This window comes from Sphingomonas anseongensis (genome assembly GCF_023516495.1).
Taxonomy (GTDB): Bacteria; Pseudomonadota; Alphaproteobacteria; order Sphingomonadales; family Sphingomonadaceae; genus Sphingomicrobium; species Sphingomicrobium anseongensis.
Genome location: NZ_JAMGBC010000001.1, coordinates 1,138,143 through 1,153,731, shown reverse-complemented (window position 1 = coordinate 1,153,731; position 15,589 = coordinate 1,138,143). Strand labels below are relative to the sequence as shown.

The following is a 15,589-nucleotide window of genomic DNA, read 5'->3' as shown; positions in this document are numbered from 1 at the left end:
ACCCATACTGCGATTGACCGGCGCGGGACCGGCGGCACTGCCGCGCGCCCGCGAACGGGAAAGCTTTGCGCTGCGGAACGGGGAGTGACGTGGCGCTAGAGCATCTATTTCAGGGAAGCGCTCTCAATGCCGTGGACGCGAAGGGCCGCGTCTCCGTTCCCGCATTCCTGCGCTCGGTGATCGAGCGCCGCGGCGACGCCCGCACCATCGTCCTCGCCAAGCACGAAGCATTTCCCTGCCTAAGCGCCTACGATCCCGCCTACGCGGCGCTGAAGCACTCGAAGCTGGAGCGGCTGTTCGAGAAGCAGGAGGGCGACCCCGACGCAGCCCTCGATTACCAGCAGCGCAACCTCATGGCTTTCGCGGCGACCGAAGAGGTGCCGTACGACAGTTCCGGCCGGATCGTCCTCCCCCCGATGATGCGCCGGAAGGGCGGGATCGACGATCTCGCCCTGTTTCTCGGCGCCGGCGAGACGTTCCAGGTGTGGAACCCGAGCCTGTTCCTGGGCGAACCGACCGTTCCCGACGATCTCAAGGATATCGCGCGGTTCCGGCTCGAAGAGCGCGGGCTTAGTCAATGAGCCCGCGTTCCGCCCATACGCCCGTCCTTCTCGATGAAGTGATCGAGGCGCTTGCAATCCAGCCCGGCGACACGGTGGTCGACGGCACCTTCGGGGCCGGCGGCTACAGCCGCGCGATGCTTGCGGTGGGGGTGGGACGGGTGATCGGTTTCGACCGCGATCCTGATGCGATCGCGGAAGGCCGGTCACTCGTCCCCGACCCGCGGCTCGAGCTGGTGCAGGAACGATTCAGCCAGATGGACCGGGTCCTCGCCGACCGCGGCATCGGCCCGGTCGACGCAATCGCCCTCGATATCGGCGTCAGCTCGATGCAGATCGACCGCGCCGAGCGCGGCTTCTCGTTCCAGGCCGACGGGCCTCTCGACATGCGTATGGACCAAAGCGGGCCTACCGCGGCGGAGTTCCTCAACCAGGCCGATGAAGCGGATATAGCCCGCGTGCTCCGCGATTACGGCGAGGAACCCCGCGCGCGGACCATTGCACGCGCCATCGTCGCCGGCAGGCCGATCGAGCGCACCGCCGAGCTTGCGGCCATCGTTCGCCGCGCGGCCGGATTCCGGCCGGGGCAGAAAAGCGACCCGGCAACGCGAACGTTCCAGGCAATAAGAATTCACCTGAATGCCGAGCTCGACGAGCTCGAAAACGGCTTGTTGGCGGCCGAACGGTCCCTCCGTCCCGGTGGGCGGCTGGCGGTCGTCACCTTCCACAGTCTCGAGGACCGGATCGTCAAGCGCTTCCTTCGTGAGCGGAGCGGTGGGACGCCGGCCGGCTCGCGTCACCGTCCTGAGCTTTCCGACCCGAACGAACCGACGTTCGAACGGGTCGCAAAGCCGGTTTCCCCGACGGAACGCGAGCTGGCCGGCAATCCCCGATCGCGATCCGCGCGTCTCAGGAGCGCAGTCCGGACCTCCGCACCACCAAGAGAACGCAAAGGAGAGCGCAAATGAGCGTTCGCAGCTTCCACTCGGTTTTCATGGCCACCGCCGTGGCCGGTGCGGCACTCGGCTGCTACCTCGTCTCGCTCCGTGTGGCCTCGGAGCGGGCGGCTCTGGAGCAGGTCGAAAGCCAGATCGTCGCCACCCAGGCAAACATCCGAATGCTTCAGACGGAGGTCGGGACGCGGTCGCGCCTGGCCCAGCTCGAGCGGTGGAACGTCCGAGTGCTGGCGTTGTCGGCACCGACCGCAGGTCAGATCCTCGGCGACAAGTTCCAGCTCGCCAAACTCGTTCAGCCGCAGCGCAACGACGTCGAGGCTCCGCTCGTGCTCGCTTCGGCTCCGGCGCCTCAGCCGGCGCAGCCGCTGGCGCAGGATTCCGACCCTGACGTAGCCCCGGTCCGCCAGCTCCTTCACGAGGCGAGCTACGAGGTCCCGGCCAGGCCCGCACTCCCGAAGGTCGCTCAAGCCGAGCCGAAGAAAGCAGAGCCCAAGGCGGCCGCGACAGCCGCGTCTCCCAAAGCGAAAACGGCGGCTGCTTCGTCCCTTCCCAAAGCGGTCGCGGCCAAGCCGCCGGCTGCCGACAAGAAAGCTGGGGACAAGTCGCTTCGAGTCCAAACTGCTTCGGTGACAAAGCCGGCCCGCAGCGCCAAAATCGATCCGCTCGCTCCACTTCCGACCGAGCGTTCCGCAGCCAAGGGATCGCGCGCGAATCGATGAACGCCCCGACAGCAGCCCTCGTCGCCCCGCGCCCCGAGCGGCTTCGGCTTGTCGGCCAGCGGCGCCAGACGCTTTCGATGATGCACCAGCGGTTGATGCTGGGCATGCTCGTCTATGCCGGCGTCGTCGCTCTCATTGCGTTGAGGATTCTCTACCTGGCCGCGTTCGGCGACCACGCCGGGCGGCAGGCGGGGGTCGGCGCTCTGGTGCCCGATCGCGGCGACATCGTCGACCGGGACGGCCAACCGCTGGCTCGGACGATCGACGCGTGGAGCATTGGGCTCCATCCAAACAAGGTCATCGGCGACAAGCTGCAGCTGGCGCGAAAGCTCGCCCAGCTGATGCCGGAGCGTAGCGAAGCCGATTATTTCAACATGCTCCGCTCGGGGAAGAGCTTCTTCTACCTTCGACGCAGGGCCTCTCCTGAGATCGTCGAGGCGGTCAACGCGATTGGAGAGCCCGGGCTTGCGCTCGATCGCGAGCCGGAGCGGCTGTACCCGCAGACGAACCTCGCCGCCCACGTGATCGGCTTCACCAACCTCGACGGCCACGGCGCCGCTGGTGCCGAGCTGGCCTTCGACAAGCAGCTCGCAGATGCAGCGACGCGCGCGACTCCCGTGCAGCTGTCGATCTCGATGACGGTCCAGCAGGCGCTTGAGCATGAGCTGCAGGAGGCAATGACTCGCTTCTCGGCGATCGGCGCCGCCGGAGTGGTGATGGACGTCCATACCGGCGAGATCATCGCCATGACGTCGCTTCCGTCGATGAACCCCAATGCTCCCGGGAAGGTCACTCCGGACCAGATGTTCAACCGGGCGACCCTGGGAGTCTATGAGCTGGGATCGACCTTCAAGCCGTTCACTCTGGCGATGGCGATGGACGCCGGCGTCGTCAGCGGCCCGGGGCAAATCTACAATTGCCCGCAGACGCTTCCCGCTTACGGCCACGTGATCCACGATACGCACCCGTTCGGCCGCACGTGCACCGTCGCCGAGATCATGATGGAAAGCTCCAACATCGGAATGGCGCAGATGGCCCAGCAGCTCGGCACAGCCCGGCAGCAGGCGTTCCTCCGCCGGATGGGCTTCCTGAGCAAGGTCGAGGTCGAGCTTCCCGAGCGCGGCCGGACCCTGACCCCCGGATCGCGCTGGGGACCGTTCGAAACGATGACCGTCGGCTTCGGCCAGGGCATCGCGGTTGCGCCGCTTCAGCTGGCGATGGGCTATGCGACCCTGTTCGACGGAGGAATCTATCACCCGCCGACGATCCTCAAGATCGGGCCGAACCATCCGCTGCCGAAAGGGCGTCGCGTGTTCACCGCCGACACGAGCTACCGGATGCGCGCACTTCTGCGGCTCGTCGTGACCAAGGGCACGGGCAGGAAGGCCGATGCGCCGGGCTACAGGGTCGGGGGCAAGACCGGCACCGCCCAGAAGATCATCGGCGGCCGCTATAGCCAGTCGGTCAACATCACCAGCTTCGCCGGTGTGTTCCCGATGGACGACCCGCGCTATGTGATCGTCGTGATGCTCGACGCACCCAAGGCCACTGCCGAGACTTACGGATTCACCACTGCCGGCTGGAACGTTGCACCCGTCGTCAGCAAGACCGTTAGCCGGATCGCGCCGATGCTCGGAATCGCGCCGGACCTTCATCGCGAGCCCGACATGTCCGAGGTCCTGCCCTACATTCACGAGGAGCAGTGAATCGGTGCGCCTTCGCGACCTGGCTGATGTCGACGACGATTCTGAAGTGACCGGCTTTGCGATCGATCATCGCAAGGTGACGAAGGGCAACGTCTTCGGCGGCTTTGCCGGGGCAGTGTTCAACGGCGAGGATTTCATCCCCGCGGCGGTCGAGCGCGGAGCGGTGGCAGTCGTCGCTCGGCCCCAAGCCAAGGTCGAGCGGGCCCTGCACCTCGCCGACGAGCGGCCGCGCAGGCTGTTCGCGCAAATGGCGGCGAAATATTTCGGGCCGTATCCGGAGATCGTCGTCGCCGTCACTGGCACTAACGGCAAGACGTCCACGGTGGAGATGACGCGGCAGATCTGGAGGATGCTGGGACACCGTTCCGCGTCGATCGGGACTCTCGGAGTCACAACTTCGGACGACCAGGTGAAAACCGGGCTGACGACGCCCGACATCGTCACGTTCTTGAGCAATGTCGCAGGGCTGGAGCGGATGGGCATCAGCCACGTCGCCTACGAAGCTTCCTCCCACGGCCTCGACCAGTATCGCGCGGAAGGCGTTCCGCTCGCGGCGGTGGCCTTCACCAACTTCAGCCGCGACCACCTCGACTATCACCCGGACATGGACTCCTATTTCGAAGCCAAGATGCGGCTGTTCGACGAGGTGGCCGAGCCGGGACAGTCGGCCGTGATCTGGACCGATGATCCGAAATCCGAGGAGGTGATTGAGCGGGCGCGCAGGCGCGGCCTGAAGCTGCTGACCGTCGGCCGCAAGGGCGAGACGATCCGGCTACTCGACCAAACCTCGACCCCACTCGGCCAGACTCTGCAGATCGAGCATTCGGGCAAGAGCTATCGGCTCGCGCTTCCGCTGATCGGTGCCTACCAGGCGTCGAATGTCATGACCGCGGCCGCGCTGGTCCTCGCCACGGGCGGTGAATGGCGCGACGTGTTTTCTGCCATGGGCCGGGTTTCGCCGGTTCGCGGGCGGCTGGAGCGGGCGGTGATCAGCCGCGCAGGTGCTCCCGTCTATGTGGATTATGCCCACACGCCCGATGCTCTCGAAGCGGCGATCCAGGCCCTTCGCCCGCACGTGGAGGGCAAGCTGATCACGGTATTCGGCGCCGGAGGCGACCGCGACCAGGGCAAGCGCGCGCCGATGGGTGAGGCGGCAACTCGTCTGTCCGACGTGGTCATCGTCACCGACGACAACCCGCGAAGCGAGGACCCGGCGAAGATCCGCGCCGACATCATGGCCGGAGCGCCGGGAGCCATTGAGGTCGCCGGGCGCAAGGAAGCGATTGCGCGCGCCCTTGAAATGGCGGCGAGCGGCGACATCGTCCTTCTCGCCGGCAAGGGCCATGAGACAGGCCAAATCGTGGGCAACAAGGTTCTTCCCTTCGACGACGCGCTCGTGGCCCGGGAATGCGCTGCATGAGCGTGCTGTGGACCTCCGAGGAGATCGCGGACGCGACCGGCGGGACCGCAAGCGCTGCCTTCGAGGTGACGGGCGTCACGTTCGACAGCCGCGAGGTCGGTCCCGGCGATCTGTTCATCGCAATGCCGGGGACGGTCCATGACGGACACGAGTTCGTGCCCCAGGCGATCGCATCGCACGCGGCGGGCCTGATCGTGTCGCGGCCCGTCAATCACCCGCACGTGCTGGTCGGAGACACTGCTAAGGCTCTCCAGGACCTCGGCCGCGCGTCCCGGGAGCGAAGCGGCGCGACCATCATCGGAGTGACCGGCTCGGTCGGAAAGACCAGCACCAAGGAAGCCATTTACGCTGCGCTCGACCGCTGGCAGCCGGGCAAGGTCCATCGGTCGGTGAAGAGCTACAACAACCATACGGGCGTTCCGCTCAGCCTCGCTCGAATGCCTCGCGAAACTGCCTATGCCGTCCTCGAGATGGGCATGAACGCCAAGGGCGAGATCGCGGCCTTGACCCGCCTGGTTCGGCCGAACGTCGCGGTCGTGACCGCGATTGCCCCCGCGCATATCGAGAACCTGGGCTCGGAAGAGGCGATCGCCGACGCGAAGGCGGAGATCTTCGAAGGGCTCGAGGCCGACGGCGTCGCGATCATCCCGAACGACAGTCCACACCGGGACCGGCTGGTGCGCGCCGCGCGCCGCCATGCTGACCGCATCGTAACCTTCGGCACCGGCGATGCGGACGTCCACGCGCTCCACGCTGTGCGGGCCGACAATGGCGGAAGCCTCATCACGGCTTCGCTCCTCGACAGCGACGTGACCTTCACCATCTCCCAACGCGGCGAGCATTGGGTGTCGAACGCGCTGGCGGTGCTTGCCGTCGTCGAAGCCATCGGCGGCGACGCAGCGCTCGCCGGGCTTGCGCTCGCCGACCTGGGCGGAATCAAGGGTCGCGGAGAGCGGCACCAGATTCGTGTCGATGGCGGCGAGGCGCTGTTGATCGACGAAAGCTACAACGCCAATCCCGCGTCCATGGCTGCGACTCTCAAGAGCCTCGGCGAGGAAGTCGGCGCAGAGCGCCGGATCGCCGTGCTCGGCCCGATGCGCGAGCTCGGCGAGCATGCCGACCAGCTTCACGCCGATCTCGCGCCGTCGGTGATCGCCGCCAAGGTCGACGAGCTCGTGCTCGTCGGGGCTGACATGCGCCCGCTCGAGCAGGCGCTCGATGGACAAGTGCATGTGACGAACGTAGCCGATGCCGCGCAAGCCGCGGACGCTCTCTCGCGTCTGCTTAGGCCCGGCGATGCGGTGCTGGTAAAGGCGTCGAATTCGGTTGGGCTCGGCCGGGTCGTGGACCGGCTGACGAAGGGGATGGCGGAATGCTCTACCTGATCGCCGAGAAGCTCGACTTCCCGGGCCTTTTGAACCTCATCCGCTATCTGAGTTTCCGCGCTGGCGCGGCGAGCGCGACCGCGCTCCTCATCGGCCTTCTCCTCGGGCCGTGGTTCATTTCCTACCTGCGGGAGCGGCAGGGCAAGGGCCAGCCGATCCGCGACGACGGACCGCAGGGGCATTTCGCCAAGCGCGGAACCCCGACCATGGGCGGCCTTCTGATCCTGATCGCGGTGATCGGTTCGTCGTTGCTGTGGATGAACATCGGCAGCGTCTATGTCTGGGGCTGCCTTGCGGTGACCGCGGGCTTCGGCCTGATCGGGTTCCTCGACGATTACGACAAGGTGAAGAAGGCGCATCACAAGGGGCTGTCGGGCAAGACCCGGCTGGCGCTGGAATTCCTCATCGCGGGTTTTGCGACCTGGCTGATGGTCCGCCACAGCGGCACCGATCTGCACATCCCGTTCGTCAAGGAGTCCGTCGCCGATCTCGGCTGGCTCTACATCGTGTTCGGAGCCTTCGTGATCGTCTCGTTCGGCAACGCAGTGAACCTGACCGACGGCCTCGACGGGCTGGCGAGCATGCCGGTGGTGATCGCAAGCCTCGCCTTCCTCCTCATCACCTACATGGTCGGCAACGTGAAATATGCGGCCTATCTTGGCATCCCGCACGTGGCGGGCGCGGGCGACCTGACGGTTCTGTGCCTTGCGATCGTGGGCGCCTGCCTCGCCTTCCTCTGGTTCAACGCGCCGCCGGCGGCGGTCTTCATGGGCGATACCGGCAGCCTGGCTCTAGGCGGGGCGCTCGGCGCCATCGCGGTCGCCACCCACCACGAGTTCGTCCTCGCCATCGTCGGCGGGCTTTTCGTCGTCGAGGCGCTTAGCGTCGTCATCCAGGTGATGGTGTTCAAGCGAACCGGCAAGCGCGTGTTCCTGATGGCGCCGATCCACCACCATTTCGAGCATATCGGCTGGTCGGAGCCGACCATCGTCATCCGTTTCTGGATCGTCAGCTTCGTTCTGGCGCTCGCGGGTCTCGCGACCCTCAAGCTGCGGTGATCACCGCACGCGCCTTCGAAGGGAAGCATTACGCGGTCTACGGCCTGGCGCGCTCGGGGCTTGCGACGGCCGAAGCGCTGCTAGCGAGCGGAGCGAAAGTCACCGCCTGGGACGCGAAGGAGGAGGCGAGGGAAAAAGCGCCTGCGGGCACCGACATCGCGAACCTCGACGAGGCGGACCTGTCGCAGTTCGACAGCCTCGTCGTCACTCCGGGCCTTCCGCTGAACCGCCATCCGATTGCGCAGCGCGCGCGGGATGCGGGTCTCGAGATCATCGGCGACATCGAGCTGTTCGCCCGCGCCCGGCCCGAGTTGCCGCCGCACAAGGTCGTCGGCATCACCGGCACCAACGGCAAGTCGACGACGACAGCGCTGGTGCATCACATCCTCAAGACTGCCTCCGTTCCGACGACGATGGGCGGCAATATCGGGCTTCCGATCCTCGCGCAGGACCCGCTGCCCGAAGGCGGGGTCTATGTGCTGGAGCTGTCGAGCTACCAGATCGATCTGACGCAGAGCCTCGATTGCGACGTCGCGGTGTTGCTCAACATCACGCCCGATCATCTCGATCGGTATGACAGCTTTGATGCTTACGTGAATTCAAAGGCCCGCATTTTTGCAATGCAGCGAGGCAAGAATCCCAACGGCATCATTATGGTAGATGATGTAGTCAGCCAGAGCGTCGCCGATGGGCTCGTTCGTGACGAGCTCTCCGCCAGTTGGATGGTAAACAAACGGAACAACCCCGTATTTGGCAGCCAAGGAAACTGGCCGGCGCTCCAAGGGCCGCACAACGCTCAGAACGCAACAGCGGCGATTGCGACGGCTCAAGTGCTTGGCGTGTCCGATCAAGCAATTGCACAAGGCCTCCGAACCTATCCCGGCCTCCCGCACCGCATGGAGCGAGTCCGCGAGCGGGACGGCGTGCTCTTCGTCAATGATAGCAAGGCGACCAACCCGACCGCCACCGCGCCGGCGCTCGCCGCTTTCCCGGCGATCCGCTGGATCTGCGGCGGGCAGGCGAAGACGGACAATCTCGACGAATGCGCGCCGCACTTCGCGCACGTGCGTTCGGCCTACACGATTGGCGAGGCGGCCGAGCTTTTCGAGCGGCTGCTAAGTCCGCATATCGACGTGAAAAATTGTCACGAGCTTGGCGCTGCGGTGCGCGCTGCTGCACAGGATGCCGAAGCAGGCGACACGGTGCTTCTGTCGCCGGCATGCGCGAGCTTCGACCAATTCCGCGATTTCGAGGATCGCGGCGACCAATTCCGGGAGCTGGTGAGGGCGTTATGACGGGGCTCATTTCGGACAAGTTCAAGGCGAGGATCACGGTCGACGCGAACCGCTACGGCCGGTCCGACCGGTCGGCAATGGGCCGCTGGTTCTGGGAAATAGACCGCGTTCTCCTGCTTCTGATCGCGGTCCTCATCGGGATCGGCCTGATCGCGGTCGCGGCGGCCTCTCCCGCGGCGGCAGTCCGCTATTCGGGCGGCAACGTCCGCTTCGCCGAGCTCTATTATTTCTACCGGCAGATCGCCTGGATCGCGGTCGGGATCCCGGTGATGATCGGCATCTCGATGCTCTCGCGTGAGCGCGCTCGCCGCTTCGCTTTGTTCGGCGCGGGCTTCTTCTTCGTCCTCCTGCTTTTCGTCCCCATCCTCGGCCCGGAAGTGAACGGCGCACGTCGCTGGATTGGGATCGGAGTCGGCCAGCTCCAGCCATCCGAGTTCCTGAAGCCCTTCTTCGCGGTGGCGATGGCCTGGCTTCTCAGCCTGCGCGACGGCGACAAATCGCTTCCGGTCTTCGCTCTGTCCGCCTTGCCGGTGGCTGCTATCGCTTTCCTGCTGATGAAGCAGCCAGACTTCGGCTCCACGATCATCTTCGTCGCTGTTTGGGTGGCGATGCTTGCGCTCGCCGGCGTTTCGCTCCGCGTGCTGGGCGGCCTCGCGGTCGCAGGCGTCGTCGGGATCGTCCTCGCTTACTTTTTCTACGACGTCGCGACGCAGCGCATCGACGCGTTCCTGTTTGGGCAGGGCGACACCTTCCAGACCGATAACGCGATGCGAACGCTGACCGCGGGCGGGCTGTTCGGCATGGGGCCGGGCGCAGGCACCCGCAAGTTCGGCCTTCCCGAACCGCAGACTGATTACATCTTCTCCGTCATCGGCGAGGAGTTCGGGCTGATCGCCTGCCTTGCGATCGCGGTCCTCTATCTCACCATCGTCGCTCGCGTGCTGGTGAAGCTGCTCGACGAGGATTCGCCCTTCGCGATCCTCGCCGGCGCGGGGCTGGTCATCCAGTTCGGGCTCCAGGCGCTGATCAACATGGCGGTGAACGTCCAGATCGCCCCGTCCAAGGGCATGACTCTCCCGTTCATCAGTTATGGCGGAAGCTCGATGCTTGCGCTGTCTATCGCGATGGGATTGCTACTCGCCTTCACTCGCCGCAACCCGTATCTGACACGCTCGCCCTATGTCGTGAAATGGAGCGGAGAGAGCGAGAGCCAGGCGGCATGAACTTCGTACTCGCTGCCGGAGGAACCGGCGGCCACATGGTCCCTGCACATGCGCTTGCTGCGGAGCTGAAAGCTCGCGGCCACGGCGTGCTTGTGATCACGGACGAGCGCGGAGCGAAGATTCCCGGCCTCTTCGACAAGGTGCCGGTGCACGTGCTTCCCGCCGGAAGGCTCGGCCGGAATCCCATCGCACTGATGAAGGCCGCCCGCGCCGTCCTCGCCGGCCGCTGGGAAGCCAAGACCATCTATCGCGAGCACCGGCCCGATGCCGTCGTCGGCTTCGGCGGTTATCCGGCATTCCCGGCGCTACTCGCCGCAAGCTCGATGCGAATTCCGACCTTGCTCCATGAGCAGAATGCGGTGCTCGGGCGGGTGAACCGGGCGCTCGCCGGCAAGGCCGCCGCCATCGCTACCGCATTCTCCCAGATCGACCGGCTCAAGCCGCGCTATCGCGATAAGGTCGTGCTTGTCGGCAACCCGGTCCGGACAGAGATCGTCAAGATCGGCGAGATGCCGTTCCCACCGTTCGACGACACTGCGCCGCTCAAGATCCTGGTCACCGGCGGAAGCCAAGGCGCGACTATTCTCGGGAAGGTCGTGCCCAGCGGCCTCGGAATGCTCGATCCGTCGCTTCGTCACCGGCTTCAGGTCGTCCAGCAGTGCCGGGCCGACGACATCGAGGAAATCCGCGCCCGCTACGCCGAGCTGGGAATTCCGGCCGAGCTGATGACCTACATCCTCGACATGCCGCAGAAGCTCGCCGATGCGCATCTGGTCATCGGCCGAAGCGGAGCGTCGACGGTGGCGGAGCTTACGGCAGCCGGGCGCCCGGCGATCCTGATCCCGTTCGGGGCAGCGACCGACGATCACCAGACTGCCAACGCTCGCGACATGGTCCGCGCCGGAGGCGCGAGGGCAATCCCGCAGGACGAGTTCACTCCGGAGACGCTCGCAAAGCAGATTGAGATGGTCGCTTCCGATCCGAACGCGCTTGCAAACGCAGCTGCACGCTCGCTTTCGGTCGGCCGGCCCAACGCAGCTAGCGACCTCGCCGATCTCGTCGAGCGTGTCGGCGGCGGCTACGCACCGTTGATGGTCGGCCCCGCGCTCACGCCCCGGAAAGCCGCGGCCTATGCCGGGCCGGGAGTACCGGCATGAAGGCGATCGGCACCGACATCGGCACCATCCACTTCATCGGCATCGGCGGCATCGGAATGTCCGGGATCGCCGAAGTGATGCACCAGCTCGGCTATTCGGTGCAGGGCTCCGACCAGTCGGACAGCTATGTGGTCGAGAAGCTCCGCAAGGCCGGGATCCCCGTGACCATCGGCCATAATGCCGACAACCTCGGAAGCGCCGCCGTCGTCGTCTGCTCGAGCGCGATCTCGCGCGGCAATCCGGAAATCGAGGCAGCGGTCGAACGCCGGCTGCCGATCGTGAAGCGCGCGGAGATGCTCGCCGAGCTGATGCGGATGCAAAAGACGATCGCCGTCGCCGGGACCCACGGAAAGACGACCACGACGTCGATGATCGCGGCGATGCTCGACGCCGGGGAGATGGACCCGACGGTGATCAATGGCGGCATCATCAACCGCTACGGATCCAACGCCCGCCTCGGCAAGAGCGAGTGGATGGTCGTGGAAGCCGACGAGAGCGACGGCAGTTTCCTTCGCCTCGACGGAACGATTGCGGTCGTCACCAACATCGACCCGGAGCATTTGGAGCATTGGGGCGGCTTCGACGAAGTGAAGCGCGCCTTCTGCGAGTTCATCGAGAACGTGCCCTTCTACGGACTTGCGGTGCTGTGCGTCGATCATCCGGAAGTTCAGAGCATCTTGAGCCGGATCCAGGACCGCCGGATCGTCACTTACGGATTTTCGGCGCTTGCCGATCTTCGCGCCGAGAACGTCCAGCCCGACGGGCTGGGAAGCCGGTTCGACGCTTTGGTGTACGAGCGTGACGGCGAGCACCGAACGATTGAGGGCATCCACGTACCGATCCCGGGCCGGCACAACGTCCAGAATGCGCTCGCCGCCGTGGCGGTGGCCCTCGAGCTCGGAATACCGGACGACAAGATCGTCACGGGCTTCGAGCGGTTCGAGGGGGTCAAGCGCCGCTTCACCAAGGTCGGCGAAGTCGACGGCGCGACCGTCATCGACGATTATGCGCATCATCCGGTGGAAATCCGAGCGGTGCTTTCCGCGGCCCGTGAGACGACCGAGGGCAGGGTTATCGCGGTCATGCAGCCGCACCGCTTCACCCGGCTCCAGTCGCTGATGGAGGACTTCCAGGCGGCCTTCAACGACGCCGACATGGTGTTCGTCGCGCCGGTCTATGCCGCCAATGAGGAGCCGATCGAAGGCGTGGATTCGGACGCGCTTGTCGACGGGCTTCGCGCGCACGGCCACCGTATGGTCAAGTCCGTCGCGGACCCGCAGGACCTCGCCCAGTCGCTTCGCGATATTGCGGCGGAAGGCGACACGATCATCTGCATGGGCGCCGGCGACATCACCAAATGGGCAGCGGGGCTCGCCGACGGGATTACCAAGGCGAGGCAGGGGAAATGACCGCCTCCGACCAGCTGACGCTTCCGCAGCTCGAGGGAAGTGCCGAACGAGGCGGAAGCCTCGCCAGCTTCATCTGGTTCCGGACCGGCGGGCCGGCGGAATGGCTGGTGAGACCAAAGGACGAAGCGGACCTGGCGCGATTCCTCGCCGAGCTTCCGAACGAGGTACCGGTCACGCCCATCGGAGTGGGATCGAACCTGATCGTCCGTGACGGCGGAGTCGATGGCGTCGTCGTCCGGCTGCCCAAGAGTTTCGCGGATGTGACCATCGAACCGGGCAACAAAGTGCGCGCGGGCGGCGCGGCGATGGGGATCACCGTCGCTTCCGCTGCCCGTGACGCCGGCGTCGCGGGGCTTGAGTTCCTCCGCGGAATTCCCGGCACGGTCGGCGGCGCGGTCAGGATGAACGCGGGCGCTTACGGGCGCGAGGTCAAGGACGTCCTGGTCGAGGCTCGCGTCGTGCTTCGCGACGGCAGCGCCGAGACCTGGCCTCTGGACAAGCTCGGCTACACTTATCGCCATAGCGACGTGCCGGAAGGCGCGGTCGTGGTCGAAGCGCTCTTCAAAGGGACTCCCGGCGACTCCGCGACGATAGGCGCGGAGATGGACCGGATCGCAGCCGAGCGCGAAGCCTCGCAGCCGCTTCGAAGCCGAACCGGCGGATCCACGTTCAAGAACCCGCCCGGCCACAAGGCCTGGGCACTGATCGATTCCGCGGGCTGCCGCGGGCTTCGCGTCGGTGACGCGCAAGTTTCGGAAAAGCATTGCAATTTCCTACTCAACTTGGGCAACGCCACCAGCGCGGAGATCGAGGATCTGGGTGAGGAAGTGCGTCGCAGGGTGATGGATAAGACGAACATCCTGCTCGAATGGGAAATTCAGCGGATCGGGAGCTACGATTGAACCGCGACCTCCATGTCGTCGTGCTGATGGGCGGCTGGTCGGCCGAGCGCGAAGTGTCGCTGATGAGCGGGCGCGGCGTTGCCAAAGCGCTCCGCGGCAACGGCTGGAGCCGGGTGACGGAGCTCGACATGGACCGCGACGTCGCTCGGCGGCTTGCCGAGCTTAAGCCCGACATCGTCTTCAACGCCCTCCACGGGACTCCCGGCGAGGACGGAAGCGTACAGGGCATGATGGACCTGATGGGCCTGAAATATACGCACAGCGGGCTCGAGACGTCCGTCATCGCGATCGACAAGGAACTGACCAAGATGGTCCTCGTGCCTCACGGCATCCGAATGCCTGCGGGGCGTATCGTGGAGAGTGAGAGCTTGTTCCGCGAGGACCCGATTGCGCGCCCGTTCGTGCTCAAGCCCGTCAACGAAGGCTCGTCGGTCGGTGTTGCGATCGTCACCGACGACGGCAATTACGGCTCGCCGATCGGCCGCGATGTCGAAGGCCCCTGGCACCATTTCGACCGGCTTCTGGCCGAGCCGTTCGTCCGTGGGCGGGAACTCACGGTCGCCGTGCTCGGAGACGAAGCGCTGGCGGTGACGGAGCTCAAGCCTCTCGCCGGTTTCTACGATTACGACGCCAAATATACCGACGGGCTGACCGAGCACGTCTGTCCGGCGGAGGTTCCGGACAAAATTGCCGCGGCAATGAAGGACATGGCTCTGAACGCGCACCGGCTGCTCGGCTGCCGCGGAGCCTCGCGCTCGGATTTTCGCTGGGACGATGAGCGGGGCGAGGAAGGGATATTCCTGCTCGAGGTGAACACGCAGCCGGGAATGACTCCGCTGAGCCTTGTTCCCGAGCAGGCCAAGCAGCGTGGCACCAGCTATGCGCAGCTCGTCGAAACGCTAATTGCCGAGGCGCTGAAATGAGCGCGGCGCGGGTCAGGCGCGGCGGATCTCCCAAGCAGCGCAAGCAAGGCGCTCGCGTCACCGTTCCGAACCGCATCGCCAAGCGCCTGCCGGGCGATAAGTCGCGGGTGACCCGCTGGGCGGCGCTTGCATTCGGCCTCTTCCTCGCACTCATCGCCGCAGTGGTCCTGGTGGCGCTCGACGTCCCGCACAAGGTGGCGACAGCCACGGGCGAAGCGATCGGGAGGGCCGGCTTCACGGTGAAGCGGGTCGAGGTCGTCGGTATCCGCCACATGGACAGCGCGCCGGTCTACCGAATCGCGCTCGACCAGAAGAGCATGGCGATGCCGCTCGTCGACGTCAGCGACATCCGTGAGCGCCTCCTTCGCTTCGGCTGGGTCAAGGATGCGCGCGTGTCGCGGCGGCTTCCCGACACATTGGTTGTCGACATCGTGGAGCGAGAGCCTGCGGCCCTGTGGCAAGCGAACGGCAAGCTTGCGCTCATTGATTCCCACGGGGTCGTGATCGACCGGGTGCCGGTCACGCAAATGCCGGACCTCCCGCTTCTCGTCGGGCCGCGGGCCAACCTGCACGAGACCGATTTGAACACTCTTTTTGAAGCTGCGCCGACGCTCAAGCCGCAGCTGGTCTCGGCTACCTGGGTCGGCGATCGGCGCTGGGACCTGACGCTTCAGACTGGCGAGACGATCGCGCTTCCCGAAGGCACCGAGGAAGCGAAGCGGGCGCTCGCCAAGTTCGCCGAGCTCGACAAGGCGACCGGGCTTCTCGGCCGCGGACTGATCCGGTTCGACCTCAGGCTTGCCGGCAAGATGATCGTGCAGCTTCCGCACCCGCCCGGCGATGCCGGCGCCGACTCCCCGACTCAGGGATAGCCCC

14 protein-coding genes are annotated in these 15,589 nt (G+C 65.8%); all 14 read left to right on the top strand.

Going from position 1 to position 15,589, the window contains the following annotated elements; translation table 11 throughout:
• Positions 1-89 precede the first annotated feature (89 nt).
• The 14 genes from LZ519_RS05955 to LZ519_RS05890 are packed head-to-tail and all read left to right on the top strand — an operon-like array spanning position 90 to position 15,585.
• Positions 90-581, top strand: coding sequence for a division/cell wall cluster transcriptional repressor MraZ (locus tag LZ519_RS05955; protein ID WP_249867795.1), 492 nt, complete (start codon positions 90-92; stop codon positions 579-581).
• Positions 578-1,528: a 16S rRNA (cytosine(1402)-N(4))-methyltransferase RsmH gene (gene rsmH / locus LZ519_RS05950; RefSeq protein WP_249867794.1), complete on the top strand. Its 951-nt coding sequence runs from the start codon at positions 578-580 to the stop codon at positions 1,526-1,528. The genes LZ519_RS05955 and rsmH overlap by 4 nt, the downstream gene beginning before the upstream one ends.
• Positions 1,525-2,235 (top strand): hypothetical protein, encoded by a 711-nt coding sequence (locus tag LZ519_RS05945; protein WP_249867793.1) that lies wholly within the window; start codon positions 1,525-1,527, stop codon positions 2,233-2,235. Before rsmH ends, LZ519_RS05945 begins: the two co-directional genes overlap by 4 nt.
• On the top strand, positions 2,232-3,941 hold the full coding sequence (locus LZ519_RS05940; protein WP_249867792.1) for a peptidoglycan D,D-transpeptidase FtsI family protein: 1,710 nt from the start codon (positions 2,232-2,234) through the stop codon (positions 3,939-3,941). The genes LZ519_RS05945 and LZ519_RS05940 overlap by 4 nt, the downstream gene beginning before the upstream one ends.
• 4 nt (positions 3,942-3,945) lie before the next feature.
• Positions 3,946-5,361, top strand: coding sequence for a UDP-N-acetylmuramoyl-L-alanyl-D-glutamate--2,6-diaminopimelate ligase (locus tag LZ519_RS05935; RefSeq protein ID WP_249867791.1), 1,416 nt, complete (start codon positions 3,946-3,948; stop codon positions 5,359-5,361).
• On the top strand, positions 5,358-6,746 hold the full coding sequence (locus tag LZ519_RS05930; protein ID WP_249867790.1) for a UDP-N-acetylmuramoyl-tripeptide--D-alanyl-D-alanine ligase: 1,389 nt from the start codon (positions 5,358-5,360) through the stop codon (positions 6,744-6,746). Before LZ519_RS05935 ends, LZ519_RS05930 begins: the two co-directional genes overlap by 4 nt.
• Positions 6,734-7,804, top strand: coding sequence for a phospho-N-acetylmuramoyl-pentapeptide-transferase (gene mraY / locus LZ519_RS05925; protein ID WP_249867789.1), 1,071 nt, complete (start codon positions 6,734-6,736; stop codon positions 7,802-7,804). The genes LZ519_RS05930 and mraY overlap by 13 nt, the downstream gene beginning before the upstream one ends.
• On the top strand, positions 7,801-9,099 hold the full coding sequence (murD, locus tag LZ519_RS05920) for a UDP-N-acetylmuramoyl-L-alanine--D-glutamate ligase (RefSeq protein ID WP_249867788.1): 1,299 nt from the start codon (positions 7,801-7,803) through the stop codon (positions 9,097-9,099). The genes mraY and murD overlap by 4 nt, the downstream gene beginning before the upstream one ends.
• Positions 9,096-10,322 carry an FtsW/RodA/SpoVE family cell cycle protein gene (locus tag LZ519_RS05915; RefSeq protein ID WP_249867787.1) on the top strand — a complete coding sequence of 409 codons (1,227 nt, stop codon included), beginning with the start codon at positions 9,096-9,098 and terminating at the stop codon, positions 10,320-10,322. Before murD ends, LZ519_RS05915 begins: the two co-directional genes overlap by 4 nt.
• On the top strand, positions 10,319-11,479 hold the full coding sequence (murG, locus tag LZ519_RS05910) for an undecaprenyldiphospho-muramoylpentapeptide beta-N-acetylglucosaminyltransferase (RefSeq protein ID WP_249867786.1): 1,161 nt from the start codon (positions 10,319-10,321) through the stop codon (positions 11,477-11,479). The genes LZ519_RS05915 and murG overlap by 4 nt, the downstream gene beginning before the upstream one ends.
• On the top strand, positions 11,476-12,888 hold the full coding sequence (gene murC / locus LZ519_RS05905) for a UDP-N-acetylmuramate--L-alanine ligase (protein ID WP_249867785.1): 1,413 nt from the start codon (positions 11,476-11,478) through the stop codon (positions 12,886-12,888). Before murG ends, murC begins: the two co-directional genes overlap by 4 nt.
• Positions 12,885-13,790: a UDP-N-acetylmuramate dehydrogenase gene (gene murB / locus LZ519_RS05900; RefSeq protein WP_249867784.1), complete on the top strand. Its 906-nt coding sequence runs from the start codon at positions 12,885-12,887 to the stop codon at positions 13,788-13,790. The genes murC and murB overlap by 4 nt, the downstream gene beginning before the upstream one ends.
• Positions 13,787-14,713, top strand: coding sequence for a D-alanine--D-alanine ligase (locus LZ519_RS05895; protein WP_431358086.1), 927 nt, complete (start codon positions 13,787-13,789; stop codon positions 14,711-14,713). The genes murB and LZ519_RS05895 overlap by 4 nt, the downstream gene beginning before the upstream one ends.
• Positions 14,710-15,585, top strand: a complete 876-nt coding sequence (locus tag LZ519_RS05890; protein WP_249867782.1) for a cell division protein FtsQ/DivIB — start codon at positions 14,710-14,712, stop codon at positions 15,583-15,585. Before LZ519_RS05895 ends, LZ519_RS05890 begins: the two co-directional genes overlap by 4 nt.
• Positions 15,586-15,589: the final 4 nt, after the last annotated feature.